The sequence below is a fragment of the Lacibacter sediminis genome (genome assembly GCF_014168535.1).
GTDB lineage: Bacteria > Bacteroidota > Bacteroidia > Chitinophagales > Chitinophagaceae > Lacibacter > Lacibacter sediminis.
Genome location: NZ_CP060007.1, coordinates 237,298 through 262,879 on the forward strand (window position 1 = coordinate 237,298; position 25,582 = coordinate 262,879).

The window sequence follows — 25,582 nt, forward strand, 5'->3', positions numbered from 1 at the left end:
GTATTTATAAAATGAAGATTACTACAAAATATTTAAAGACCGACCTGCTCTCAGGTATGGTTGTTTTTCTGGTGGCTTTGCCCCTTTGTTTGGGTATTGCTGTAGCCAGTGGTGCTCCTCCGTTTGCAGGAATCATCTGCGGTGTTATTGCAGGTATTGTTGTAGGCTCTTTAAGCAGCTCGAATGTAAGTGTATCGGGGCCTGCTGCCGGTCTTATTGCAATTGTGCTGGTGGCCATTAATGATTTGGGATATGAGGCGTTCCTGGTAGCTGTTATGGCTGCGGGATTGATACAGCTCATACTTGGATTTATAAAAGCAGGTACCATCTCCACTTATTTTCCTACTGCCGTTATTGAAGGGATGTTGGTGGCAATCGGTATCATCATTATTAAAAAAGAATTGCCACACGCTATTGGTTATGATAAGGCACATGAAGGTGATTGGTTTGCTTTGGAGAAAGGATCTGAGACAGGGTTTTTTACCGAGATCATTAACTCCATTAACTACGCACACTTAGGTGCAATCATTGTTACTGTTGTATCGTTAGGGATCTTGATCGCTTTCAACAAGCTTTCGTTTCTTAAAAAAATCAAAGCATTACCCGGCGCATTAGTAGTGGTGGTGGTTGGTATTGTTATCAATGAAATATTTAAAGCAACAGGATCTAACCTTGCTATTTCACAAGATCATTTGGTGACATTGCCTACTGCTTCATCAGTAAGTGAATTTTTCGGACAATTTATTACGCCTGATTTTTCAGCAGTCACTGATACGAAAGTGTGGATCGTTGGACTTACTATTGCTATTGTGGCAAGTATTGAAACACTGTTATGTCTGGAAGCAGGTGATAAAATGGATCCTTTAAAACGGTATTCAAGTGCAAATACAGAATTGAAAGCACAGGGTATTGGTAATATTCTTTCAGGATTAGTTGGAGGGTTACCAATGACTTCAGTAATCGTAAGAACAACAGCTAACATAAATTCAGGAGCTAAAACAAAACTTTCAGCTATAGCGCATGGTGTATTTCTATTGCTCACAGTAGTAGCCATACCTTTTTTGCTGAATAAAATACCAATGGCCTGTTTGGCAGCCATTTTAATTATGATCGGTATGCGTTTGGCAAGTGCAAAAGTTTTCAAACACATGTGGCATAACGGTAAGCATCAATTTATTCCGTTTATTGTAACTGTTGTGGCGGTTGTATTTACTGACTTGCTGAAAGGTGTTGGTGTTGGTCTGGCAGTAAGTGTTATTTTCATTCTTCGTGGAAATATGAAACTTGCTTACTTCTTTAAAAAGGAAAAGCATAAGGAAGGCGAAACAATTTATATTGACCTTGCACAGGAAGTTTCTTTCTTAAACAAAGCTGCTATAAAGCAAACATTGGCCCATTTACCAGAAAACAGTAATGTAGTTATTGATGCAGCCAATACAGTTTATATAGATTTTGATGTATTAGAACTTATCCGTGACTTTTTGGACTTTGGTTCAAAAGACAAAAACATTACGGTAACATTGCGAAACTTTAAAGAAGCTTACAGAATGGCCGATGCGGTGCATGTGCATTCTCAAAAAAATGGTACACCTGTAGGAATCGGAACAACAGAGCCCGAAAAAATACTGGAATCACAAAAAAATTAAGATGGATAAAAACCAACAAGCCATCTTGTCAAATCAAAAACAAAATGAAATACATATAAGCTTTCATGAAGAGCATGTACTGCATGAGTTGAAACATTTTCTTCCATCGCAACAAGCGCTGAAAGATTTCATTCATCATAATTCTTTACATGCTTTTCAACACCTGAAGTTTTATGAGGCCATTTTTAAAGCATCAAAAATTTTCGGCTTCCAGGTAAGTCTTCAACTCTCGGAGTTTCGACAGCTTTACAAAACAGGAAGAATAAGAGAAGATATTCTTGACATGATCCTTGCCACTAAAAAAGGCAAGGATCATTTATTTTTATGGAAACAGAAATTGATTGAAGTCAACTACGACACGATCAACCACCCAAGGATCGGACAACTGCGGAAATATTGGAAAGAGGCTTATGCTTTTGATCTTGACAATAATGTACATCCTTTATTATTTCGTATCCTCTGCAGTTTTTTAGACCAGGGTATTGCTATTACAGCATTCCCGTTTGCAAACAAAAGTTTTACAGAAAGTATAAAAGAACTGGAGCGAACCAGCCTCGTCAGTTTTTTTAAAACAAAAGCAGTACGGAAAAAATTTCTATCCGGTGATTATTCAATCACAGAACTTTTGAAAACAATTGTTGGCAAGGAGGAGTATTTTGAACAATACCTCTTCGATCAGCAATTTGCACATCATGGCTGGAGCGGTTTTATTTCGGCAGTAGAAGATAATCCGCATACCTTGCTCGACAATAAGAAGATCACGTTCAAAGAATTGGTTGAATTTGAATTGCTCATGGAGCTGGATGCACTCAATGATGTATTTGGTTCAAACTGGCAGCCTTTGACCAATCATGTAACAGCGCCGCCTCTTTATCTTTTTGCCGAGGTACCTAAAACAGAATTAGCTGAAGTAATTGAACTGTGGCAGGATGCATTTGAATGGAGTTATTATGATTCGGTATTGAAAGGAATATTAATCGCAGAAGATAAGAGAGAATTGCAGCAGAATGGAGATGCTGCCATCCCATCAACAAAAAACACGCCTTCATTTCAAGCCATTTTCTGTATTGATGAACGGGAGGATTCTATTCGCCGCCATATTGAAGCAGTTGACAAAAAAGCAGAAACATTTGGTGCACCAGGTTTTTTTGGTGTTGAATTTTATTTTCAGCAACAGGGCAGTAAGTTTTATGATAAACTTTGTCCAGCACCTGTTACACCAAAATATCTAATTAAAGAATCAGATGCAAAGGCCGTAAGACAAGAAGAACTGATCTACACCAAACATACACATGGCATTGTATCCGGCTTTTTCCTGAGCATTGGTTTTGGTTTTTGGGCTTTCGTGAAAAAGATCGAAATGTTGTTTCGTCCGAAAATGAGTCCTGCCATTTCAAATGCATATGGGCATATGGACAAACAATCAACACTCAGCATCGAGAATAAAAATCCAAACGATACAGAGAATGGATTACAGATCGGTTACACGGTTGATGAAATGGCTGCAAGAGCAGAAGGCTTTTTACGGGGTATTGGAATGATAAAACGTTTTGCGCCCATCGTTTACATTATTGCGCATGGCAGCAGCAGTGCAAACAATCCACATCACGGTGCACATGATTGTGGTGCATGCAGTGGAAGACCCGGTGCAACCAATGCAAGAGTACAGGCCTTTATTTTAAATCATAAAACAGTAAGAGAAATATTAGCAGCAAAGGGAATTATTATTCCTGCTGAAACACAGTTTTTGGGTTGTATGCATGATACGGCTGCGGATGTAATGGCTTACTATGATGAAAATGTATTAAGTGAGGAAAATGCGAAAGCGCATTTCATCAACATTCAGAATTTTGAAACGGCTTTAAATCTGAATGCAAAAGAAAGAAGCAGAAGATTTGCATCCATTAATACCAAACAGGAATTAGAGCAGGTACGTAAAGCAATACACAGCCGTTCAGTTTCTTTGTTCGAACCAAGACCGGAGTTAGGTCACGGTACCAATACATTGGCCATCATTGGTCGCAGACAAATGACCAAAGGATTATTTCTTGACCGTCGTGCTTTTCTCAATAGTTATGATCATACCACTGATGCAGACGGTACCATCCTCTCTGCAGTCATGCGACCCATTGGATTGGTTTGTGGCGGTATCAATCTTGAATATTATTTTTCAAGAGTTGATAATATCAAAATGGGTGCCGGCACCAAGCTTCCGCATAATGTGATGGGTTTGTTTGGAGTTGCCAACAGCAGCGATGGTGATTTGAGACCCGGGCTTCCATGGCAAATGATCGAAGTGCATGATCCTGTACGTTTAATGGTGATTGTTGAACACAAACCGGAGATTGTTTTAAAAGCGATCCAATCTTCACCTGAAGTATTTGAATGGTATAAAAATGAATGGGTGCATATTGTCGCACTTGATCCCGAAGAAAAACAGTTTTACTATTTTAAGAATGGTGCGTTTAGTAAGTATGAACCTGTTACAGCTTCCGGTGAAATAAAAACCATCCATAACATGGTACAGTTTATTGAAGGCGCAAAGGAAATGGAGACGAATCACATTGTACATGCAACGGAAGAAAACCTGCCGGTGTATTTGCTGGACTAATAATCTGCTGATTACGCCAATTGTTAACGAACTAAATAATAACTGATCACAATCGTGTAATCGGCAAGAAACATAAATGAATCAACTACTCGTCTTATTTATTGCCATACCATTCCTGGCATTTCTCATAAGCCTGTTCTGGCAAAACAAGAGTGAGAAAGCCATTGGCAAACTTGTACGCTTTACTAAAGTGCTGTACATCCTTGTTTCAGTTTCGTTTGCCATATGGTGGATGATAAACGGGCTGAAGCCGGTTAGTTATCAGCTTGCCACACTTTACCAAACCGATCATTTTGTCTTTGCCTTTGAATTGTTTTATGATGAAGTAACTGCAGTGTTCAGCGTAATTGGTGCGTTGTTGTTTTTTCTTGTTGCAACGTTCAGCAAGTATTACATGCACCGTGACCAAGGCTACAAACGTTTTTTCAATACCATTTTATTATTTGCTGCAGGCTATAACTTTATTATTCTGTCTGGAAATTTTGAAACACTGTTCATCGGTTGGGAGATAAAAGGTGTTTGTTCTTTTTTACTCATTGCATTTTACCGGAACCGTTATCTGCCGGTGAAGAATGCATTCAAGGCTATTTCCTATTACCGCATCAGTGATGTATCGTTAATGCTTGCTATGTGGATGATGCATCATCTTACACAGCAAAACATTTTATTTTCTGAATTAAGTAATGCAAAAGTATTAGCTGTACAAACCGGTAATACAGCCATGGCTGCATTTATTGTTTGTATGTTGATATTGCCGGCTGCCATTAAATCAGCTCAGATTCCTTTCACTTCCTGGTTGCCCAGGGCAATGGAAGGGCCAACATCTTCGTCTGCCATTTTCTATGGTTCATTGAGTGTTCATATTGGTGTTTTCTTATTGTTACGTACGCATCCTTTCTGGGAAGATATGTTGTGGGCAAAAATTGCCATCATTGTCATTGGTGCAGCGACGGCGATTGTGGCTACATTAATTGCACGGGTGCAGCCAACAGTAAAAACGCAGATCGCTTATTCATCTGCAGCACAGATAGGGTTGATGTTTATTGAAGTGGCACTAGGGTTTCACTGGCTGGTATTGATCCATTTTGCGGGGAATGCTTTTTTACGAACATATCAGTTGTTGGTTTCTCCATCTGTACTCAACTACCTGGTGCATCACCAATATTTTCATTACACAGCACCACAACAAAAACCGGTGTCAAGACTGGCAGCAACGATCTATATGCTGGGCATTAAGGAATGGCATTTAGATCGTATGATGTTTGCTTATTTATGGAGCCCTTTTAAATGGCTTGGTAAACAGTTTGGTTTTTTACAAACGAAAATGATGCCTGGGATTGTTGCAGTTGTGGGGATAGCATTTTTTATTTTCGGCCAAACGGTTAAGATGGATATTCCTTATCAGAATTCTGCTTTACCATTGCTATTAATGAGCATTGCATTGGCTGTTATCCTGTTTGCTTTTTCTTACCGGGGTTCAGCCATAAAAGCATGGAGTTATTTATTTATTTCGCACCTGTTTCTAATTGCTGCTGTTTTATTCAATGCTGCGCATATCAACACCATTGAAATTGTGTTTTATGTCAGTGGAATAATACCTGCCTTCTTACTGGGCTATTATTGTTTGAATAAAATCAAAGCTATTGACAACGATATCTCTCTTAATCGTTTTCATGGCTATGTATACGAACAGGAAAATACAGGCTTGTTGTTTTTATTTTCAGCTATTGGTCTGCTGGGCTTTCCTGTAACAGCTGCATTTGTAGGACTTGATGTATTCTTTACCTATGTGCACAGTGATCAATATGTATTGATTGCATTGATGGCGCTAAGCCTGCTGTTTATTGAATTATCAGCTTTTCGTATTCTGCTCCGCATCTTTATGGGGCCGCATAAAAAACTTGATCACCCGGTGGCATTTCGTTCATCATAGATCCTAACTTCTTAAAAAACAAAAACCTCCCATCGGGAGGTTTTTTATTACTATGATTTTTATGATCAGATATTCAAGCCACCGCATGCACTGATGGTTTGCCCTGTAACATAACTGCTGAGATCACTTGCTAAAAACAAGGTCACATTTGCAATATCTTCTGCACTTGCAAAACGTCCCAGCGGAATGCCTGCTTTATATTTATCAGCTGCTTCGCCTTCTTTTAAATAAGAAGTCATATCGGTTTCAACAAAACCCGGAGCAATGGCATTGCAACGGATGTTACGGCTACCCAATTCTTTCGCTACACTTTTTGTAAAACCGATCACACCTGCTTTACTTGCTGCATAACTGCTCTGGCCTGCATTACCCATTTCACCAATAACACTGCTCATGTTAATGATAGAGCCGCTTCTTGCTTTCATCATTGGTTTAATGATCTGTTTGGTCATGTAAAACACAGAGTTGAGATTTACTTTGATCACATCTTCCCACTGCTCAACACTCATGCGCAAAAGCAGATTATCTTTTGAAATACCTGCGTTGTTTACACAAATGTCAACTGTTCCAAATTCTTTCAATACATCTGTAACAAAAGCTTCACAGGCAGCAAAATCACCTGCATTGCTTTGGTATGCTTTGGCTTTTACACCCAGCCCTGTAAGTTTTGCTTCAAGCGCTGTTGCTTTGTCTTTGCTGCTGTCGCTCACATAAGTGAATGCAACATTTGCACCATGTTCGGCAAACTTAATGGCAATCGCTTCACCAATACCACGTGCGGCACCGGTTACTATGGCAACTTTTCCTTCCAGTAATTTCATGTTAATGAATTTGATTGATAGTGGTCACAAATAAAAGAAATTTGTACAAGGAATAGACAATAAATGTATGCACAAAATAAAAAAACGGAACTATCAGAATGCTTACCCATAGTTTGTAATGGTAGAATTTTCGAACCCCGATTGCCACATAAATGCATAGGGGAACATAGATCAGGATACCCAAAATGTTATCACGAAAGGGCAGCATCTCATGAAACAGGGCATTTGAAATGATGTTAGTGACTGTGGTAATCAATGGCAAACATAGAAACCCCCATAATAAGAAAAACGAATTCACCTCAGCCGAAAACACCATATTGTCAAAATAAAAACGTCGCTTCATAAATCCAATAGCGTAGAAAAAAAGAGCAGTAACAGGAACCAGGATAACCAGCAGGAACTTTGATATCTTTTCACCCTTTGTATGAAATTTTTCTGAAAGCTCCTCCATTGTCATGCCGGTATTGGATAAGACCGTTTGAATTTTCTTTGCTGCATAGTTGCCATAATAATCCTGGTTGGGATAAAACTCCAGCTTCATGTTCAGTCCTTCAAAAACGGGAAATAATAAATACAGAAAGACCAGCAACAGAAAAAAAGACAAGGGCTTGAAATATTTTTTACGCACCCCATTACAGTAATCGGTCGTAATGAGACCCGGGCTCGTAAACATTGCCTTAAGCGTAGTAAACAATGTTCCTTCAAAATGCGTAATGAAATGAAGTGCCTCTGAAAAAAAATGAATGATCGATTTGTCTTCGAGTGAATAAACCTTCTCTCCACATACATTACAATACTTACCGGTAAACTGATTGCTGCAATGTTTGCAGGTGATTGTATTCTGATCCATGCTTAAATATAGTAAGAGGATTTATTCTTCTTCCATCAAAGATGGGCGTTCTGTTATTTCATGGTACTTGATCACATCTTTTGCGTAGTAATGTACCACCATGCTTTTGCGTGTGAGCAAAGGATTTGCAACAGGCGTTCCGCCATGAATCAGGTTTGCATGCCAAATGAGTACATCGCCTTTCTTCGGAAGAAATACTTCTTTCGGAAAATGATTCTGCGAAAGAATTTCTTCCGTAACATCTTCGTAATCGCTGTACTGTTTGTTGCCCAGTTTCAGCCTTGTGCTGTAATTTTCAAATTCATCATTCAGAAGGTAAGGGAGTTTATGACTGCCGGGATAATAAAACAATGGTCCGCTGTCAGGATGAATATCTTCCAATGCGATCCAGGCTGCGATTAAATAACCCAACGGATACGTAGTCATGTGAATACTATCGCTGTGCGCACGCTGACCGCTGCCTTTTACAAAATTGAGTGTTTGAAAAGGGAGCACTTCTTTGTCCAACACAAACGAAAGTAATTTCTTCAACCCTTCATCCTGCATCATCTGTTTAATAACAGGAGAATGTTTATATCCATGCATCACTTTATTGTCATGTGTAATGGGCAAGTGCTTTTGGTTGATGAGTTCATCAACAGCTTTATTCACTTCATCAACCTGTTCAATGCTGAAATACCGGTTAAGGTGGAGAAATCCTTTGCTGCTCCAACCGATCAATTGTTGCTGTACATCGGGTGTAAAATATTGAAAGCTATGTTTGGTTGATACAACATTTGCCGAATCGTTTACGTCTAACCATGCCCTGGATGTTTTATCAGGAAAATCTTTACTGCTGATGGAGTCAAACAAAGGTTTATGCACATCGTATTTCTTATACGCATCCTTGTTGTGCTGCAGTTGTTTTGCGTGAAGCAGGTTATAGAGCCAGTGAAGAGGTTTGTAATCTTTCAGTTTATCCTTCAGCTTCATGCTCATTGGTTGAATCGGATGATTTCTTCTACATATACACGGTCATTACTGAGCCTTGGTACTTTGTGCTGACCACCCATTTTCCCTTTGCTTTGTAACCAACGGTGAAAGGTTCCTTTTTTTACCGGTTGAATAAATGGCAAACGCAAAGCAATATTTTTATGACGCTTGGCTTCGTAATCGCTGTTCAGATTTTTTAATGCTGTGTCGAGTTCGTAAACAAAATCATTTAAGCCAACGGGATATTTCTCAAACTCGATCAACCATTCGTGTGCTCCATTGCTGCCGTGGCTGAAATAAATCGGTGCAGCGGTATATTCATTTACAATGGCACCTGTCTGTTCGCAGGCAATGGCAATGGCTTTATCCGTATTATCAACCATCAACTCTTCACCAAATGCATTGATGAAGTGTTTGATGCGTCCGCTTACTTTAATACGGAAAGGTCGAAGAGAAGTAAACTGAACTGTATCACCCACAATATATCGCCATAAACCGCCATTGGTACTGATCACCAATGCATAATTTTTATTTAACTCTACTTTGCTTAAACCGATCGTGTTTGGGAATGGTTTACCATATTCTTCTAATGGCATGAACTCATAAAAAATTCCATGATCTGCAAACAGCAACATACCCTCTTCACCAGGATGATCCTGTGCCGCAAAGAAACCTTCGCTGGCATTGTACATTTCCAGGTAATTAATTGATTTGCCAATGATCTTTTCAAACTGCTCACGGTATGGAACAAACGATACACCACCATGCATGAACAACTCTAGCTCCGGCCATACTTCAGCAATGGTTTGTTTACCGGTTAATTCTAAAATCCGGCGGAATAAAACCATATTCCATGTTGGGACTCCTGAAATAGAAGTAACGTTTTCTTTAATGGTTGTTTCGGCAAGTTTTTCGATCTTGCTTTCCCATTCATCCATCAACAACACACTCAGCTCAGGTGTGCGAATCCAGTTGGTCCAGAAAGGAGCATTCTGCATCAGCACCGCACTCAAATCGCCAAACTGTATTTCTTCATTAAATGGCGAAATGTTGTGGCTGCCGCCAATTACCAATCCTTTACCTGTTAACAGATCTGAACCGGGGAAATTGTTATAGTAAAGTGTAAGCACATCTTTGCTGGCCTTGAAATGCCCATCTTTCATGCTCTCATCACTAACGGGAATGAATTTGCTTTTATCACTGGTGGTACCACTACTTTTGGCAAACCAGGTAACAGGTGTTGGCCACAGCACATTTTCTTCGCCCTGCATCATTCGTTCAATGTAGGGTTTGATATCATCGTATTCATGAACCGGAACAGTATTCTTGAAATCACGCAGGTTAAACAGCTTCGCAAATTTATACTGGTGACCAAACTGTGTGTATTGTGCCGTGGTAACAAGATCCTGCAATACTTCACGCTGAGCTGCCACCGGATTATTCATCCAGCTTTCGATCCTCCACATACGAAGGCGTGCAAGTCTTGATATTGCAGGGCTAAGCAGTCTCATGTTTCGGCAAGATAAAAAAAGTTAATCGACTTCTGCTAACTGAAATGGTTATTCAGGTTGTGAACTATTGGCCGCTTCTTCGTGCAGATAATCTTTCCGCTTCAGTTCAAAATTGCGGCCCAGGTATAAACGACGTACCTGCTCATCTTCGGCCAGCTCTTCAGCCGTACCATGTTTAAAGATCTTTCCTTCTATCAACAGGTAAGCACGGTCGCAGATCGATAAGGTTTCAGTTACGTTATGATCAGTAATAAGGATACCGATATTGCGGTATTTCAGTTTGGCAACAATGGCCTGGATGTCTTCCACAGCGATAGGGTCAACACCGGCAAAAGGCTCATCCAGCAAAATAAACTTCGGATCAACAGCCAGGGCACGGGCAATTTCAGTTCGGCGTCGCTCACCACCACTCAACGAATCACCTTTGTTCTTACGTACGTGATGCAAACGAAACTCGCTCAGCAGATCTTCCAGTTTTTCACGCTGTTCATCTTTACTCAGCTTCGTCATTTCCAACACAGCCGCAATATTCTCTTCCACCGATAGCTTGCGGAACACGCTGGCTTCCTGCGGCAAATAACCAATGCCTAATTGCGCCCGTTTGTACATGGCCATATTGGTAATGTTCTCATCGTTGAGAAACACTTCACCTTCATCGGGCTTCACAAAGCCTACCACCATGTAAAAGGTAGTTGTTTTACCGGCGCCATTTGGCCCAAGCAAACCAACGATTTCACCCTGTTTCACTTCAATGCTCACTTTATTGGCAACCGTGCGGGTGCGATAACGCTTTACAAGTTCAGATGTATGGATAGTTAAACTCAAAGCAAAAAATTGTAGTGGCGAAAATACCGCATTCCCGTTAATAGCAACCCTTTCATTCCCTTTTAAAATGTGAAAGTAACGGTGAAACATTGTTTGATTAAGAGCCACTCCTGTTATATGTTTGCAGGAAGTTTTTTTTTGATACCGGCTTTGGTTCCTTGTGGCATCGTCCCTTGCGTCGCAATCCCTGCCCGTCCGGTCAGGCGGGCTTTCATCGCCAATGCAGCATTGAGCAGGAAACAGCAGCAGCCAAAATAAACCAATCGACAAATGAAAGTAACCGAACATATAGCACAGGCAAAAGATACGCTTGTTTCTTTTGAGATACTTCCACCATTGAAAGGGAAGACCATTAATTCTATTTTCGATCATCTTGATCCGTTGATGGAGTTTAAACCATCCTGGATCAATGTTACGTATCACCGTGCCGAGCAGGTGTTTAAAAAGAAACCCGATGGTACGTTTGAAAAAGTGGAAGTCCGGAAGCGTCCCGGTACAGTTGGTATTTGTGCGGCTTTGCAGAATCATTACAATCTTGATGCGGTTCCGCATCTTATCTGTGGCGGTTTTTCCAAACGTGAAACAGAAGATGCGTTGATCGATCTCAATTTTATCGGTGTACAGAATGTGTTGGTGCTTCGTGGCGATGCAGCTAAGAACGAAACATTTTTTGAACCGCACCCCGATGGTCATCGTTTGGCAATTGATCTCCTGAAACAAACGATCAACCTCAATCATGGTATTTATCTCGAAGAAGATATCCGTGATGGTTTCCGCACCGATTTTTGCGCAGGTGTGGCAGGTTATCCTGAGAAACATTTTGAAACACCCAACCAGGAAATTGAAATGCAACGCCTGAAAGATAAAGTGGATGCAGGTGCTGAATATATTATGACGCAGATGTTTTTCGACAACAGCAAATTCTTTGCGTTTGTTAAGCAATGCCGTGAAATGGGAATTGAAGTTCCCATCATCCCGGGCTTGAAACCATTAACAAGCAAGAAACAACTATCGGTTATTCCACGTACGTTTCATGTTGATATTCCAACAGAGTTGAGTAATGAAATGATGCGGGCTAAAACAGATGATGATTGTAAGAAAGTAGGAACAGATTGGCTCATTCAGCAGTCAAAAGAATTGAAAGAGTTTGGTGTGCCGGTATTACACTATTACACACTCGGCAGCCCGAAAGTGATTTATAATGTGGTGAAGAATGTGTTGTAACTAAAGATAACCTCTTCAAACATCTCTGAAAGCCTTGCATTGCAGGTCTTTTTATTTACTGTTAAAGGTTATAGTTAACGTGGCTGTAATAGCTGTAGCAGCAGGCACAAACCTGCAAATACCTCCTACACAAAATAGGCCTGCCCGTTGTCTTCCGTATGCTACTGAAAACCTGCTGCCGTTTTTGGTAAAGCTTCCGCCAATATTCGGATAATGTGTATTCGTAACATCGTAATTATAAAGATCACTCACATAAAAACTAAAAGATGGCGCAAAGTTGAACTCTGTTACTGCTGCTGCCCAGTTGCCATTGTCATCCTGCGTAAACAAGTGTTGCAGTTCGAACCTGAATGATTTTTTTGCTGCATACTTATAAGTTGTATTCAATACAACAATATTAGCAGTGATGTTATCATAAATACCTCCTTCAACTACTGATTTGTTGTAAAACAAATTATGATAAGCAAGAACACTGCTCAGCTTGTTATCCCATTTCTTTTTCCATTCAATACTCAGGTCACGGAAATATGCATTATCGCCTATACTGAAAATGTTATTTTTTGTTTGCAAAGATCGGTAGTGTGAAAAGTTAATGCCAATGCGTGAAGGTTTCTTTACGTTCTTGCCAATAGTGTAATAGATATCTGCCTGCCCTCCAATTTCTCCTTGCGCCTGTGCATTATAAACATAAATGTTTGTGGTTAAATAATCATGCGGACGTGTAAGTGCAGGAATAAAATTTACCGGTACAGAGGTGGCAATTGCATCACGCTCACCACGAAAATCCATATTGCTTATGCTGCGCAAAGTAAGATTCAAACCAAACTTACCGGCGGCAACAGAACCGTTTACCAATAATGCTCTTCCATTACCCAAGTCCTGGTTATTATTAATGGAAGGGTCTTTTCCTTTTTGCACATATTCTAACCCAAACGATGCATTAGCACCACTAATGGATAATCTTGCAGCGGCAGCCCTGACTGTTGCAGGAAAATCAACATCTGGCCCTGTATATTGCTGATAGCGGCTTACATAACTAAAGCCAGCTTCAATTCTTGCTTTAGGATTTTCTTTTTTGCTCAGTTTGGAAAAATCGATCGTTGCATCGGCACCACGAACAACAGAATTTGCACGATCAAATATTTTTCGCTGTTTGCCACTGATAATTTTAACATGTAGAAATGAAACAGGTGTTACCTGCACATTAATTCCTTCCAATGCATTGTTGATACCAATTTGCCTGTTTTCCCATGAACGATAAATTAAACCACTTCCAAACTGCTCATAAAAATCTCCTACCTGCACCGAAATTTTTTTGGCTGTGTATTTAAAATACCTATTTATGAGTTTGCTTTCATTAATATTAAAAGGGTAGCCTGCAATAGAAGGTAAGTAGCTTTCAAATTGCACACCGGCTGAAAAGCCTTTGTACGTGTAATCAAGCTTCAGAAAATTATTTGAACCCACTTTGTCCTGTGGCAGAATAGCATTGATCTTTTCATCTTTCTGATAGAACTGTGTGTAGGAATCAAAGCTTCCACTGAGGTGGCCCCTATCTGTTGTTTGCGTAAATGCAGAAAGACTCATTACACAATACAAAATAATTAAGCAGTTTTTCATTGTATGGTTCAGTTAGGTTGTTATTGTTTACTGATCACTTCAAATAATTCTTCTTCATTACCCGGTACATAACCTGTATGCTGATAAATGATCTTGCCGTTTTTGATGATGAGAATATGCGGTATATCGTTGATGTTGAGTGCCCGTTTGAGATCGCTGTTTGTGTCTAAGTAAATCGGAAAATTCCAGCCCCTTCCTTTTACAAAAGAAGGCACACGTGCTGAACTGCGGGTATCGTCAACGGATACGGCAATCAATTTAAAAGGAGTTTGCAATTGCCTTTCCTGAAGCTGATCATTAATTGTTTCAAGTTCGGTAATACAAGGAATGCACCAGGTAGCCCAAAAGCTTACGATAAGTGCAGTGTCTTTGTTTGCTGATAGCTGAGCAAAGCCCACTTCGGCACCGTTTAATGTTTTAATCTTTACCTGTGGCAAATCTGTTTGGGCAAATCCAAACGTATAGTAGAATAGGCAAAGCAGAATGATGCAGAGTTTTCTCATGGCATTTGTTAAATAGTGATGCATGTCAGTTGGCCGACGAAAGAATGCAGATCGATTTTCAATTTTTGTTTTCTGCTTCATGCTGTAAATAAATAACCCTTTTTAAAACTAATTTGTCATGTATCATACAAATTCATTTTTCGCACTTGTAATTATTTTGGTTCTTGCTTCTTGTTCAAAACCAGGCAATGAACCTGACCTTGTAACACAACCACAACCACTTACTGTTCAGTTAAGCAGAAACGAGCTTGCGGCTGATGGTTTTGATGAAGTAAGTATTACAGTAAAAGATCAGAGTAATGCTGACGTGACATCTTCTTCTACTATTTACTTAAACAATACGGTATATAACAGCACAACCTTTTTCACCAATACAAGTGGCAATTATCAAATAAAGGCAACAAGAGGAAGTGCGACATCTTCAACAGTTACGCTTACGGCAAATACACCGGGGCCATCAGCATTTACGCAAAAAGTATTGATTGAAGATTTTACGGGGACATGGTGTGGCATTTGTCCCGGCACCGTTATTCCACTTGATGCTTATACTGATACGAAGCCAAATCTTATTTCTGTTGGTGTGCATGGTCCCGCTGGCAGCAACGACCCATTCAAATACATTTATGATTCACAGTTACGCACAGCGCTTGGCGTTACAGGGGTGCCGACGGTTATTCTTAACCGGGATACAAAATGGGATAATAATACTGCAACACTTGATGCATTGGCTCAAAAAAGAGCAGTACTTGGCTTGGCATTAGAAACTTCTGTAAGTGGTACAATGGTAAATGTAAAAGCAAGAGTGAAATTTGATGTTACTACATCTTTGCCGTTAAAGATCGTTGTATTATTGGCTGAAGACAGTTTGTTATACAATCAGGCAAACTATGGGCATTTTGGTTTACCAAACCCCATTCCCAATTTCAGACAGAAGAATGTATTGCGCACAGCAGCTACTGATATTTTTGGTGATAATATTCCTGTTGCAAGCAGTACAAAAGCGAATACATGGGAGAAAGATTACTCTTTTAATGCTACAGGTTATAATATGAGCAATATAAAAGTGATTGCATTTGTACTGTTTGATACCAATACGCAAAACAGGAAAGGGGTATTGAATGTGCAGGTTGCAAAAGCAGGCGAGAATAAAAACTTCGATTAAGTGTAATGATAGAACAAGGTTTGTATGCTGAGTTGTTTTTGTGCCCGGCCATGAGTAGTAATACAGAGGTCGGGCTTTTGCTAAACTACTTCACCATACTCTTCACTACCCCTTCATTTACCTTTACAGGATATTTCTTTTTTAACTGATTGATCCATTTCTCTTCCATATCCAATTGGTAATCGTTGATCACAAGACCTTTTGCTTCGTCATAACTACGCTGGTCTTTGCTGTCATACACTTTGAGAATGTAGCAGAAAGAAGAAGAACCATCATTGGGATTTGTAACAATCGGTGTGAATTGACCAGCTGTAAACTTTGTACCTTCTGCAACAGGCAATTGATTCAGTTCAAAACGGCTGCTGTCGGCCAATGCTGTTCCACCTAATGCATCCATATGTTCTTTCCACTTCAAGGGTTCTTTTTTCATCATCGCTAATGCACGATTGGCAACTGCTGTATCAGCACAATTGAACACAATGGCATTTACGCTTGGCTGCCAGGTATATTTTTGTTTGTTGCGGTTGTAATAAGCCACAAGTCCGGCACTGTCAGCAGGAGCTACACTCCAGATCTTCCGCTCCATAATTTCAAACAACATACTTCCTTCACGAAACTCTTTGATCTGGAAACCTACTTCTTCATTGGTTGTTTCAAGACGGTCTTTGTAATACTGTTCAGCGGTAGTATAAACAAATTGCTTCATCAACTCTTTGTAATCCGTTTGCTTGGGCGAATAGTTTGCTGTTTGCAGACTCTTTACATGTTTTAGCCAATCAGCAGCAGAAGTAATTTTTGTACCTAACTGAAACAATGGTTTTTGCTGGTTTGCTTTATAGATAGCGGCATAATTTTTTGCCTTAAGCACGGTATCCGTAATGATCCACAATTCTTTTTCATTATATGGAAGCGCTTTGTAATTACTACTTTTCAGTATCTGCTCTTTTTGTTTGGCAATAGCAACATTAATACGAGCATCAGTATTTACTTTCTCGTTAAACTCCTGCACAATTGCCGGATCATTTTTATCCGTTACTGCTGGTTTTAATTCCAAACGTTTGATGATGTGAAAACCAGAGGCTGTTTGAACCGGCGAGCTGATGTCGCCATTCTTTTGCAAACCAAATGCGGCTTTGCTGAACGCTGCGTCGTATTTCGTAAAACCAAACTCAGGTAACTCACCTCCATTCTGAAAAGTTAATTTATCGTCGCTATAGGTTTGAGCCAGCTTGTCAAACGCATCACCTTTCGTCGCTAAACCATAAACCATTTCGGCTTTTGTACGTGCCGCAGCAATTTCTTCCTGCGATGCATTGGCTGGAAGGGCGATAAGAATTTGTGCAGCTTTCATTTTACCCAATGTAGCTCGCTTATTCATCACTTTAAAAATATGATAGCCGCTTTTGCCAGCTACCGGCTTTGAATATCCGCCAACTGCTGTATTATAAACAGCTGTTTCAAGATCGTATGGCAGCGAAAACGCAGAGAGATAACCAATATATCCACCGGTTGATTTCACATATTCATTGGTTGAGAAAGTTTTTGATGTGGTTGAAAAATCTGAACCGGTTTGTAATTGTGCATATGCTTTGTCAATAACAACTTTAGCTTTTGCACTATCATTATCATATCCAACAAATACATGTGCTACTTCTAATTCAGAAGCACTGCGATCGATGGCTTCATTCACCAGTTCTTTATTGCTGCCTTGGTTACGCATGTATTGTTCAATGATCTGTGCACGAAAAGCAGCAATATCATTTTGAATGTTAGGCAACGTATCGAGCTTGGCATCTTTTGCTGCCTGTACTTTCAGTTTAAAACGAACAAAGAGATCAAGATATTCCCGAATAGATTTTTCATCGGTTGCGCCATTGTTGTTCTTAGAAAATGCACGCCAGAATTCTTTCTTGTCAACTTTGTTTGTGCCGTAGGTAAAAAGGGTTTGTGCCTGGCTGCCGGTAGCTGCAACCATCAAAAGAAAAAATAGAATGTTACGCATAAGCTTTGGTTATGGATGTTTGGACGTTTGGTTGTTTTTTCTAAACTGCAGCAGTTCATCAACCTGCTCAGGGTTTATTTTTTTTGCAACGATACGTTTCTGTTCGTCCAGCAAATATATTGTGGGCGTTTGAAAAACATCGTATGCTTGCCGAAATCCCGGCGTTTGGCTTGCTTGTTCTGCTTTACGCATAGCAGTAGTTTGATAAAGATGCACCCAGTCATTCAATTGTTGGCTTCGGATGTACTCGGTCCATTTTTTCTGAATATCTTTTGCTTTTGCTTCATCATCGCCTGCACCATCACTCAACACGCCAACTACTTTTACACCTTGTTTTTTCCAACTGGCCCGGTAAAGACTGTCAACTTTTGGCACCTGTTCTTTACAATGGCCGCAATCAGGGTCCCAAAAAATAACAACTGTATAAGGCGACTTGATCGAATACAAATTGACTTTACGGTTAAGTGTATCCAGCAGATTTAATTCTGCAGCAGGCTCACCAAGAATGTTTCCATACATGTTGTAAGCACGGTTGAAAACAAGATCACGGTCTTTTTTCTCGAGCCAATCAACCTGGTTGGTGATGTAATATTTTTCAAACAGGTGAAGAAACACCACGTCAAGTCCCATGTATTTCGGGTTCATGTACTCGTTTGTAAAACGATTGATGAAATAACGGAACATGGTTTTATTGGTGCGGCTGTAAAGAATAAATTTATCCAGCTCAAGCTTAATGCTGTCAGGTTCACGGATGACTGCCGTTTCCATATATCGATTGAGCCTTTGCTCAAACATGGGCGTGCGCAAGAGGCGTTCATCAGCAAAAGATATGTTTGGCCAGAATTGTTTTTTGTAATTGTAAAATGCGTTCACGCTGTCTTGTTTATTCTTTGCACCCGCAGCAGAATAAACAGGTTCTTTCAACAGACGGAAAAGTAAACTGAGATAAGCATCCGGTTGTGCTGTAATAAAACTGTCACGCCATTGTTGTGCTTTTACATTTGCTTCATTCAGTTTTCGTTGAACAACAGCACTGTCCTGTTTTGTTTTAGCAATAGCAAGATCATTCATCAGCTGCGGATAATTGCTGTAATACAATGCAGAAGCATCTTTATACTTTTTCAGGTAATCGTTTTCCTTTGAACCTTTAATGGAGATGATGGTGAATGCAGTACTGTCTATGCTTACGTTGAACTCCTGTTCTTTATCAATCAGGATATCAACAAAGGTTTTCTTTTGCGGATCAACAACGATATACAAACCGCCGGTAAGTTTTTCGGCACCTGTAAAAACGGCTTCGCCTTTCGCATTGAGCAAGGCCGAATCAAGCACATATTTCTGACTGCCGAAATAATAACCGAGATAAAGACGACTGTTGGGCACAGGCTTATACAGTACAGCAATACGGTAACCCTGGCCAAAAAGGGTACTACAGCATAAAAGGATGGTCAGAACAAGGGTTGTCTTCTTCATAGCGAATGACGTAAAGTTAATTCAAAAGCTTTCTGCAGCTGTTAACGATTTGCAAAGTGGTTGATTGTTACCTTTGCGCCGTGAGAAAAAAACAGAAAATCAGGATACTCGAACAGGTAAAGGTGGAAGATTATGCCGCCGAAGGTAAATCGATAGCCCGTGTAGAGGGGAAAGTAGTGTTTATTGAAGGCGCTGTACCCGGCGATGTGGTGAATGTTCAGCTTGGTAAAAGTAAAAAGGACTGGGCCGAAGGGAAGGCGGTGCACTTTCATGAATATTCTCCTGAGCGTACCACCCCTTTTTGCGATCATTTCGGTTTGTGCGGCGGTTGCAAATGGCAAATGCTGCCGTACGAAAAGCAGCTGGAGTACAAGCAACGGGAAGTAGAGCAAAACCTGAAACGTATCGGCCGTATTGAGTTGCCTGAACTGTTGCCCATAGTTGGAGCGAAACAGACAAAATACTATCGTAACAAACTCGAATACACGTTCAGCAATAAGCGCTATTTAACCCGTGATGAATTGCTGAAAAAAGACGAAGAGCGGGCGAAAGCAGCACAGGCAAGCGTATCAACTGAAGAAATTGAACCTGCTCCTCCGCCCGCAGATGTTGCGTTGGGTTTTCACGTTCCCAAAATTTTTGATAAGGTCATCGATATACATACCTGCTACCTGCAGCAGGAGCCCAACAATGCGATCCGCAATTTTGTAAGAGAGTTTGCGAAGAAGCATGGTTTTTCGTTTTATGATATAAAGGCACATGAAGGCTGGTTACGTACCATGATCTTCCGGATGACCACAACCGGTGAAGTGATGGTGAATATCACCTTTGGTTATGAAGATGTACCCAACCGTGAATTACTCTTTAATGCAATGCTTGCAGAGTTTCCTGAGATCACAACCTTGCTTTACACCATCAATCCTAAATGGAACGATAGTATTTATGATCTCCAACCGGAAACGTTTTTCGGCAGTGGTCATGTGAACGAAAAGCTCGAGGAATTTGTATTTAAGATCGGTCCCAAGTCATTTTTTCAAACCAATACCAAACAAGGCGAAGAGTTATATAAAGTAACCCGTGATTTTGCAAAGCTTACGGGCAACGAAACCTTGTATGATCTGTATTGTGGTACAGGCAGCATTGGTATTTTCTGTAGCAAAGGGGCTAAGAAGATCATCGGTGTGGAAGCTGTGGCAGAAGCAATTGAAGATGCCAAGCTGAATGCACAGACAAATGGCTTAACCAACACTTCGTTCTATGCAGGTGATGTGATCGATATCTGCAACGATGATTTTTTTGCAGCACATGGCAGGCCCGATGTGATCATTACCGATCCGCCCCGTGTAGGCATGCATGAAAAGCTGGTTAAGAAATTACTTGAGATAGAAGCGCCACGTATTGTGTATGTAAGCTGCAATCCTGCCACGCAGGCACGAGATCTTCAACTGCTCAATGAAAAATATGTGGTGGAGCAACTGCAACCGGTGGATATGTTTCCGCATACGCACCATATTGAAAATGTGGCTGCGTTGGTATTACGCAAGTAAACGAAGGTTTAACGTTTTCGTGAAAGATGATTGTGGTGAGATTCCCCACAATCCCGAAATTTGTATTTCATCAGTCAAAAAAATTTGTAGTGAGTTATCAGCAAATACGTCCCGGTGGTTTTAATGTGTTGCCACCGGTAATCAAAAATCTTATTATCATTAACGGGTTGGTGTTGCTGGCGCAATATACCAGTGGCGCATGGGGAAGTGAAAAAGCTCTCACAGATTTTTTTGCTTTACATAGCATCCAATCTGATCTTTTTAAACCACACCAGTTCATCACGCATCTTTTTATGCATGGCGATTTCTTCCACTTTTTGTTTAACATGTTTGCTTTGTGGATGTTTGGAAATATGCTGGAGAATTTATGGGGTTCAAAACGTTTTCTCACTTTTTACATACTGTGCGGGTTAGGTGCAGCGGTTATTCATCTGGGTTGGTTGTTTTACGAAATGCAGCCATTAATGAGTGAGCTGTCGTCTTACAAATCTTCACCATCCCCATCAGGCTTCATGAGTTTTTTTGATCAAAACGGACTCACGAGGATTTTCGACAGACAACAGTTGCAGGCATTTGCTGATACCTGGTCGAACGATCTCAGCAACCAGGCATATGTTGATCAAAGTATAGTGTATGCGCAGCAGGGTGCCGATGTAATGTTGAACACTCCAACTGTTGGTGCTTCAGGAGCAGTATTCGGATGTTTGGCAGCTTTTGGTTACCTCTTCCCAAACACACTGATCTATATTTATTTTTTCTTCCCGATAAAAGCAAAATGGTTTGTGATTTTGTATGCTGCTGCCGAACTTTGGATGGGCGTTCGTAACAGTGGCGGAAGCGTGGCGCATTTTGCCCATCTTGGCGGTGCATTAATTGGCTTTTTATTGGTATGGTACTGGAACAAAAAGAATCGCCGTACGTTTTATTGATAAATGTTTGAAGTATGAGTTACCTGCAGGCAGAAAAGAAGAAGAGAATGATGTTTGGAGAAGATGGAGATGCAGTGATGCGTCTCATCGCCATTAATGTAATCATATTTGTGATCCTCAAATTTATTGAGATCGTATTCCAACTCACGCCCAATGCTGATGTGAGTTTATTCAAAACGAATGTGCTTGATTGGGTAGGCTTACCCGCAAATCTTAACACGTTTATCACAAGACCATGGGTATTGCTTTCACACATGATCGCACACTACAGCTTATGGCAATTGCTGGGCAACATGCTGTTCCTTTGGGCATTTGGATTTCTGTTACAGGACCTGGTTGGTAACAAGCACATTGTTCCGCTTTATTTTTATGGTGGTTTGGCCGGTGCTGTTTTGTTTATTGCCAGTGCCAATTTGTTACCACGTTTTGCTGCAGAGATCAACAGCTTCAGTTATCTCGGCGCAAGTGCATCTGTGATGGCCATTGCCATAGCTGCAACTGTTACTGCACCTGATTATCGTGTGTTCCCCATGATCAATGGAGGAATTCCATTATGGGTGATCACCTTAATTTATGTGATCATTGATTTTGCCGGTCTTGCAAGCTCTGCTTTCCCGCATCACCTGGCTCATCTTGGCGGAGCAGCGATGGGTTATGTGTACATTAAGCAAATACAAAATGGAAAAGATCCCGGCGAATGGATGCACCGGCTTTACAATTGGTTCACTCATTTATTCGACCCCAAAGAAAAACCGGCAAGAAAAACAATAAAGAAAGAAGTATTTTACAACACAAAAGGTCAACAACCTTTTTCAAAAAAACCCAACGTAACACAGCAACGTGTCGATGACATCCTCGATAAAATCAGCCAGCAAGGATACCAATCATTAACACAGGAAGAAAAAGATATTCTGAAAAAAGCGGCTGACAACGAAACTTAAACCCTGTTATGGCCGGATTCTTTCGCAGCTTCACAAAAAAGTTTTTCATTTTCTGCAATATTGCGTTGAGTGTTTGTATGCTGCTCCTGTATTTTCTCACTGTGCTTCCGGCATCAGTTTCGTGGATCGTTAATCTGTTCGCACTTCTGTTCCCGTTCTTTCTTATTCTGCAACTCGTTTTTCTTGTTTTCTGGCTGGCAGCAAAACGCAAGCTTGCATTCATCCCCATTATTACGTTATTACTTTGTCTTGAGTTGATCGGCTCATTCTTTGGCTTTCATCCAAAATCAAAAACTACACAGGTAGATGCATCAACGTTTCGGGTAGCCACCTGGAACGCACATCTCTTTAATTTTTTTGAGAACAAAGGTCATCTTGATCTCGGCATGTTGCAGGAGGCAAAAAATTTTAAAGCCGATGTGCTGGCTGTGCAGGAACTCGTTTTTTCACTCGACACCTTATCGCCTATTACACTGGAAAAGGTGAAGAAAAAACTCGGCTATAAATATGTGGCCGCAGCTAACGACAGGGCTTTTGGTGTTCACACCAACATCAAACAAAAAAATGAACGTTATCATCCGTTTTGCGTAGCTGTGTTTTCGAATTATCCGATCCTGCGTTGGGAAAAAGAACAAAGTATTAAAGAATACAACCATACTTTTTTATGGGTCGATCTGTTGGTTAACAGTGATACAATACGGCTTTTCAATATTCATCTGCAGAGCATGCATTTTGCAAAAAAGGATTATGAATTTGTGGAGAACATCGATCAGCAAGGGATAGATGTTGATGCAGTGCAAACTGCCGGTAAAAGTATTCTGCGAAAAATGAAAACAGCGAATCTGCTTCGCTCAAGCCAGGCAAGAGATGTAAGGGCTGCAATTGACAAAAGCCCATACCCTGTAATTGTTTGTGGCGATATGAATGATGTACCCAACTCCAATGCTTACCAGATCATCAGCGATGATCTGCATGATGCATTTACTGAAAAAGGATGGGGTGTGGGCCGAACGTTCAAGTACCTGTCGCCCACCTTACGGATCGATTATGTGCTGCACAGCCAATCGTTATCTGTTGAAAGGGTGCAGGTGTTACGGTCAATGCAAAGTGACCACAGCCCTGTAATTGCTGATTTTAATTTGCAGAACAAATAATCGGAATATCCATAAAAGTGATCCCTGCCCGCCATTGGCATTCAGGCGGGGAGCTCATTTTTAACAACAGCGATGGTCATTTTTAAGGATATACGAAGTGGCCAAAATGAAATAAAAATTAGCACATGAAATACTATCTTTGTTTCAATGAAGAGATTCTTCTATACCTGTTGTTGTAGCTGTTGTTGCTGATTTTTTTGGCAACCCATCCCTCTTGTACAACATTCTTCATTACAACCATTCCATGTTTATGTCGCAGTTAAAAGTTTACAATTCACTTACACGCCAGAAAGAAGTATTTGAATCAATCACCCCCGGTCATGTGGGTATGTATGTGTGCGGACCAACCGTTAGTGGCGAAAGTCATCTCGGTCATGCAAGGCCTTACATTACGTTTGATGTATTGTATCGTTACTTAACTCATCTTGGATATAAAGTACGTTACGTTCGTAATATCACTGATGCCGGTCACTTTGAAGAAGAAGGTCGTGAGGCAGAAGATAAAATTTCGAAGAAAGCGATACTGGAAAAATTAGAGCCGATGGAACTGGTGCAGAAATACACCAACCTTTTTCATTGGGCAATGGAGCAATTTAATACGATCAAGCCCTCGATTGAACCAACTGCAACAGGACATATTGTGGAGCAGATAGGAATGATCCAGCAAATCATTGAAGCAGGGTATGCTTATGAAACAAATGGCTCTGTTTATTTTGATGTAAAAAAATATGCAGCCACTCATGATTACGGAAAGTTGAGCGGACGTGTAATTGATGATCTGTTAGAAACAACACGTGAACTGGAAGGTCAGGAAGAAAAGAAAGACCGTGCTGATTTTGCTCTCTGGAAAAATGCAGCACCTGAACATATCATGCGTTGGCAAAGTCCATGGGGTGTTGGTTTTCCCGGCTGGCACATTGAATGCTCAGCTATGGCCACAAAATATTTAGGTGCACAGTTCGATATACATGGAGGTGGTATGGATCTGCAGTTTCCGCATCATGAAAGTGAAATTGCACAAAGCACCATCTGCAATCATACCGCACCTGTTCGTTACTGGATGCACAATAACATGATCACCATCAACGGTAAGAAGATGGGGAAGAGTTATAACAATGTCATCAAGCTAACGGAGCTCTTCAGTGGTAATCATCCCATTCTGGAGAAAGCATATCATCCGATGACAGTACGTTTCTTTATTCTGCAAACGCAATACAGAAGCACACTCGATTTTGGTAATGAAGCGTTGCAGGGAGCAGAAAAGGGTTTGAAGCGTTTATTGGAAGCACATGAATGGTTACAGAAGTACGAAGTTGGTAATACGAAGTACGAAGCGAAAGATGCAGCACTTGAGGCAAGCAGTTTAAAGCTGATTGCAGAGTTTGAAGAATTCATGAATGATGACCTGAACACGGCAAAAGCACTGGCGAGTATGTTTGAACTGGTGCCAGTGATTAATGGATTAAAAGACAAGCATATTGCAGCAGATGCATTGAGCAGCGATACCATAACGTTGATGCAAAAGCAAATGAAACTCTACATCGAAGATATCTTTGGGTTGAAAGCCATCAGTGCTGAAGACAGCGGTCGCTTCAACTCAGTGATGCAGATCTTAATTGAACTCCGTAAAGATGCAAAATCGAAAAAAGACTTTGTGACGAGTGATAAAATACGCAATCAATTGGCTGAACTTGGTATTCAATTGAAGGATGAGAAAGATGGCGGTATGAGTTTTTCAATGTGATTCGTAAGTATCGTTTCAAAATCGAAATATTTTAAGAGGGGCTACTGCCCCTCTTTTCATTACCTCTAACGGTAGATTCACTCCCCTTATTCAACAGTTCATCGGTTTAAGCTG

19 protein-coding genes are annotated in these 25,582 nt (G+C 40.5%); 10 read left to right on the forward strand and 9 right to left on the reverse strand.

What is annotated here, in order from left to right; genetic code table 11:
* Nucleotides 1-11 precede the first annotated feature (11 nt).
* The 3 genes from H4075_RS01115 (at nt 12) to H4075_RS01125 (ending at nt 6,190) form a co-directional block, all read left to right on the forward strand.
* On the forward strand, nt 12-1,646 hold the full coding sequence (locus H4075_RS01115) for a SulP family inorganic anion transporter (RefSeq protein WP_182803352.1): 1,635 nt from the start codon (nt 12-14) through the stop codon (nt 1,644-1,646).
* Between the two features lies 1 nt (nt 1,647).
* Nucleotides 1,648-4,257, forward strand: coding sequence for a YbcC family protein (locus tag H4075_RS01120; RefSeq protein WP_182803354.1), 2,610 nt, complete (start codon nt 1,648-1,650; stop codon nt 4,255-4,257).
* Nucleotides 4,258-4,333: 76 nt separating this feature from the next.
* The gene (locus tag H4075_RS01125) at nt 4,334-6,190 is read left to right on the forward strand and encodes a proton-conducting transporter transmembrane domain-containing protein (RefSeq protein ID WP_182803356.1); all 1,857 of its coding nucleotides are present in this window, start codon (nt 4,334-4,336) and stop codon (nt 6,188-6,190) included.
* Nucleotides 6,191-6,255: 65 nt separating this feature from the next.
* Here H4075_RS01125 and fabG read toward each other — a convergent pair whose 3' ends face one another.
* From fabG to lptB, 5 genes are read right to left on the reverse strand one after another with little or no spacing between them, the layout of a single operon-like run.
* Complete coding sequence (fabG, locus tag H4075_RS01130; protein ID WP_182803358.1) at nt 6,256-7,011, reverse strand: 3-oxoacyl-[acyl-carrier-protein] reductase; 756 nt, start codon at nt 7,009-7,011, stop codon at nt 6,256-6,258.
* A gap of 1 nt (nt 7,012) precedes the next feature.
* Nucleotides 7,013-7,861: a DUF3667 domain-containing protein gene (locus tag H4075_RS01135; protein ID WP_182803360.1), complete on the reverse strand. Its 849-nt coding sequence runs from the start codon at nt 7,859-7,861 to the stop codon at nt 7,013-7,015.
* A 21-nt stretch (nt 7,862-7,882) separates the two neighbouring features.
* Nucleotides 7,883-8,833, reverse strand: coding sequence for a phytanoyl-CoA dioxygenase family protein (locus tag H4075_RS01140; protein ID WP_182803361.1), 951 nt, complete (start codon nt 8,831-8,833; stop codon nt 7,883-7,885).
* Between the two features lie 2 nt (nt 8,834-8,835).
* Nucleotides 8,836-10,344, reverse strand: a complete 1,509-nt coding sequence (locus H4075_RS01145; RefSeq protein WP_182803363.1) for a GH3 auxin-responsive promoter family protein — start codon at nt 10,342-10,344, stop codon at nt 8,836-8,838.
* A 48-nt stretch (nt 10,345-10,392) separates the two neighbouring features.
* Nucleotides 10,393-11,169, reverse strand: coding sequence for an LPS export ABC transporter ATP-binding protein (gene lptB, locus H4075_RS01150; protein ID WP_220494835.1), 777 nt, complete (start codon nt 11,167-11,169; stop codon nt 10,393-10,395).
* A gap of 270 nt (nt 11,170-11,439) precedes the next feature.
* On the opposite strand from lptB, the gene H4075_RS01155 reads away from it, so the two are divergent.
* The gene (locus tag H4075_RS01155; RefSeq protein WP_182803366.1) at nt 11,440-12,393 is read left to right on the forward strand and encodes a methylenetetrahydrofolate reductase; all 954 of its coding nucleotides are present in this window, start codon (nt 11,440-11,442) and stop codon (nt 12,391-12,393) included.
* A gap of 51 nt (nt 12,394-12,444) precedes the next feature.
* Here the strand turns inward: H4075_RS01155 and H4075_RS01160 are convergent, their stop codons facing one another.
* Nucleotides 12,445-14,013 (reverse strand): DUF6029 family protein, encoded by a 1,569-nt coding sequence (locus tag H4075_RS01160; protein WP_182803368.1) that lies wholly within the window; start codon nt 14,011-14,013, stop codon nt 12,445-12,447.
* A gap of 20 nt (nt 14,014-14,033) precedes the next feature.
* Nucleotides 14,034-14,516, reverse strand: coding sequence for a TlpA family protein disulfide reductase (locus H4075_RS01165; protein WP_182803369.1), 483 nt, complete (start codon nt 14,514-14,516; stop codon nt 14,034-14,036).
* 118 nt (nt 14,517-14,634) lie between these two features.
* Here H4075_RS01165 and H4075_RS01170 point away from each other — a divergent pair, with 118 nt between their 5' ends.
* Complete coding sequence (locus H4075_RS01170; protein WP_182803371.1) at nt 14,635-15,678, forward strand: Omp28-related outer membrane protein; 1,044 nt, start codon at nt 14,635-14,637, stop codon at nt 15,676-15,678.
* A gap of 85 nt (nt 15,679-15,763) precedes the next feature.
* Here H4075_RS01170 and H4075_RS01175 read toward each other — a convergent pair whose 3' ends face one another.
* Together H4075_RS01175 and H4075_RS01180 are read right to left on the reverse strand one after the other, a co-directional pair.
* Nucleotides 15,764-17,680, reverse strand: a complete 1,917-nt coding sequence (locus H4075_RS01175) for a peptidylprolyl isomerase (RefSeq protein WP_182803373.1) — start codon at nt 17,678-17,680, stop codon at nt 15,764-15,766.
* Between the two features lie 9 nt (nt 17,681-17,689).
* Nucleotides 17,690-19,153, reverse strand: a complete 1,464-nt coding sequence (locus tag H4075_RS01180) for a TlpA family protein disulfide reductase (RefSeq protein ID WP_182803374.1) — start codon at nt 19,151-19,153, stop codon at nt 17,690-17,692.
* Between the two features lie 80 nt (nt 19,154-19,233).
* On the opposite strand from H4075_RS01180, the gene rlmD reads away from it, so the two are divergent.
* The 5 genes from rlmD (at nt 19,234) to cysS (ending at nt 25,468) form a co-directional block, all read left to right on the forward strand.
* Nucleotides 19,234-20,700: a 23S rRNA (uracil(1939)-C(5))-methyltransferase RlmD gene (gene rlmD / locus H4075_RS01185; protein ID WP_182803376.1), complete on the forward strand. Its 1,467-nt coding sequence runs from the start codon at nt 19,234-19,236 to the stop codon at nt 20,698-20,700.
* Nucleotides 20,701-20,789: 89 nt separating this feature from the next.
* Nucleotides 20,790-21,629, forward strand: a complete 840-nt coding sequence (locus tag H4075_RS01190; protein WP_220494837.1) for a rhomboid family intramembrane serine protease — start codon at nt 20,790-20,792, stop codon at nt 21,627-21,629.
* 14 nt (nt 21,630-21,643) lie between these two features.
* On the forward strand, nt 21,644-22,570 hold the full coding sequence (locus tag H4075_RS01195; protein WP_182803379.1) for a rhomboid family intramembrane serine protease: 927 nt from the start codon (nt 21,644-21,646) through the stop codon (nt 22,568-22,570).
* Nucleotides 22,571-22,578: 8 nt separating this feature from the next.
* On the forward strand, nt 22,579-23,724 hold the full coding sequence (locus H4075_RS01200) for an endonuclease/exonuclease/phosphatase family protein (protein WP_182803381.1): 1,146 nt from the start codon (nt 22,579-22,581) through the stop codon (nt 23,722-23,724).
* 250 nt (nt 23,725-23,974) lie between these two features.
* The gene (gene cysS, locus H4075_RS01205) at nt 23,975-25,468 is read left to right on the forward strand and encodes a cysteine--tRNA ligase (protein ID WP_182803383.1); all 1,494 of its coding nucleotides are present in this window, start codon (nt 23,975-23,977) and stop codon (nt 25,466-25,468) included.
* Nucleotides 25,469-25,582 lie beyond the last annotated feature (114 nt).

Bases quoted from the DNA above. Each gene is read 5' to 3' on its own strand.
- H4075_RS01115 (WP_182803352.1), top strand. From the start codon at position 12: ATGAAGATTACTACAAAATATTTAAAGACCGACCTGCTCTCAGGTATG.
- H4075_RS01120 (WP_182803354.1), top strand. From the start codon at position 1,648: ATGGATAAAAACCAACAAGCCATCTTGTCAAATCAAAAACAAAATGAA.
- H4075_RS01125 (WP_182803356.1), top strand. From the start codon at position 4,334: ATGAATCAACTACTCGTCTTATTTATTGCCATACCATTCCTGGCATTT.
- fabG (WP_182803358.1), bottom strand. From the start codon at position 7,011: ATGAAATTACTGGAAGGAAAAGTTGCCATAGTAACCGGTGCCGCACGT.
- H4075_RS01135 (WP_182803360.1), bottom strand. From the start codon at position 7,861: ATGGATCAGAATACAATCACCTGCAAACATTGCAGCAATCAGTTTACC.
- H4075_RS01140 (WP_182803361.1), bottom strand. From the start codon at position 8,833: ATGAAGCTGAAGGATAAACTGAAAGATTACAAACCTCTTCACTGGCTC.
- H4075_RS01145 (WP_182803363.1), bottom strand. From the start codon at position 10,344: ATGAGACTGCTTAGCCCTGCAATATCAAGACTTGCACGCCTTCGTATG.
- H4075_RS01155 (WP_182803366.1), top strand. From the start codon at position 11,440: ATGAAAGTAACCGAACATATAGCACAGGCAAAAGATACGCTTGTTTCT.
- H4075_RS01160 (WP_182803368.1), bottom strand. From the start codon at position 14,013: ATGAAAAACTGCTTAATTATTTTGTATTGTGTAATGAGTCTTTCTGCA.
- H4075_RS01165 (WP_182803369.1), bottom strand. From the start codon at position 14,516: ATGAGAAAACTCTGCATCATTCTGCTTTGCCTATTCTACTATACGTTT.
- H4075_RS01170 (WP_182803371.1), top strand. From the start codon at position 14,635: ATGTATCATACAAATTCATTTTTCGCACTTGTAATTATTTTGGTTCTT.
- H4075_RS01175 (WP_182803373.1), bottom strand. From the start codon at position 17,680: ATGCGTAACATTCTATTTTTTCTTTTGATGGTTGCAGCTACCGGCAGC.
- H4075_RS01180 (WP_182803374.1), bottom strand. From the start codon at position 19,153: ATGAAGAAGACAACCCTTGTTCTGACCATCCTTTTATGCTGTAGTACC.
- H4075_RS01195 (WP_182803379.1), top strand. From the start codon at position 21,644: ATGAGTTACCTGCAGGCAGAAAAGAAGAAGAGAATGATGTTTGGAGAA.
- H4075_RS01200 (WP_182803381.1), top strand. From the start codon at position 22,579: ATGGCCGGATTCTTTCGCAGCTTCACAAAAAAGTTTTTCATTTTCTGC.
- cysS (WP_182803383.1), top strand. From the start codon at position 23,975: ATGTCGCAGTTAAAAGTTTACAATTCACTTACACGCCAGAAAGAAGTA.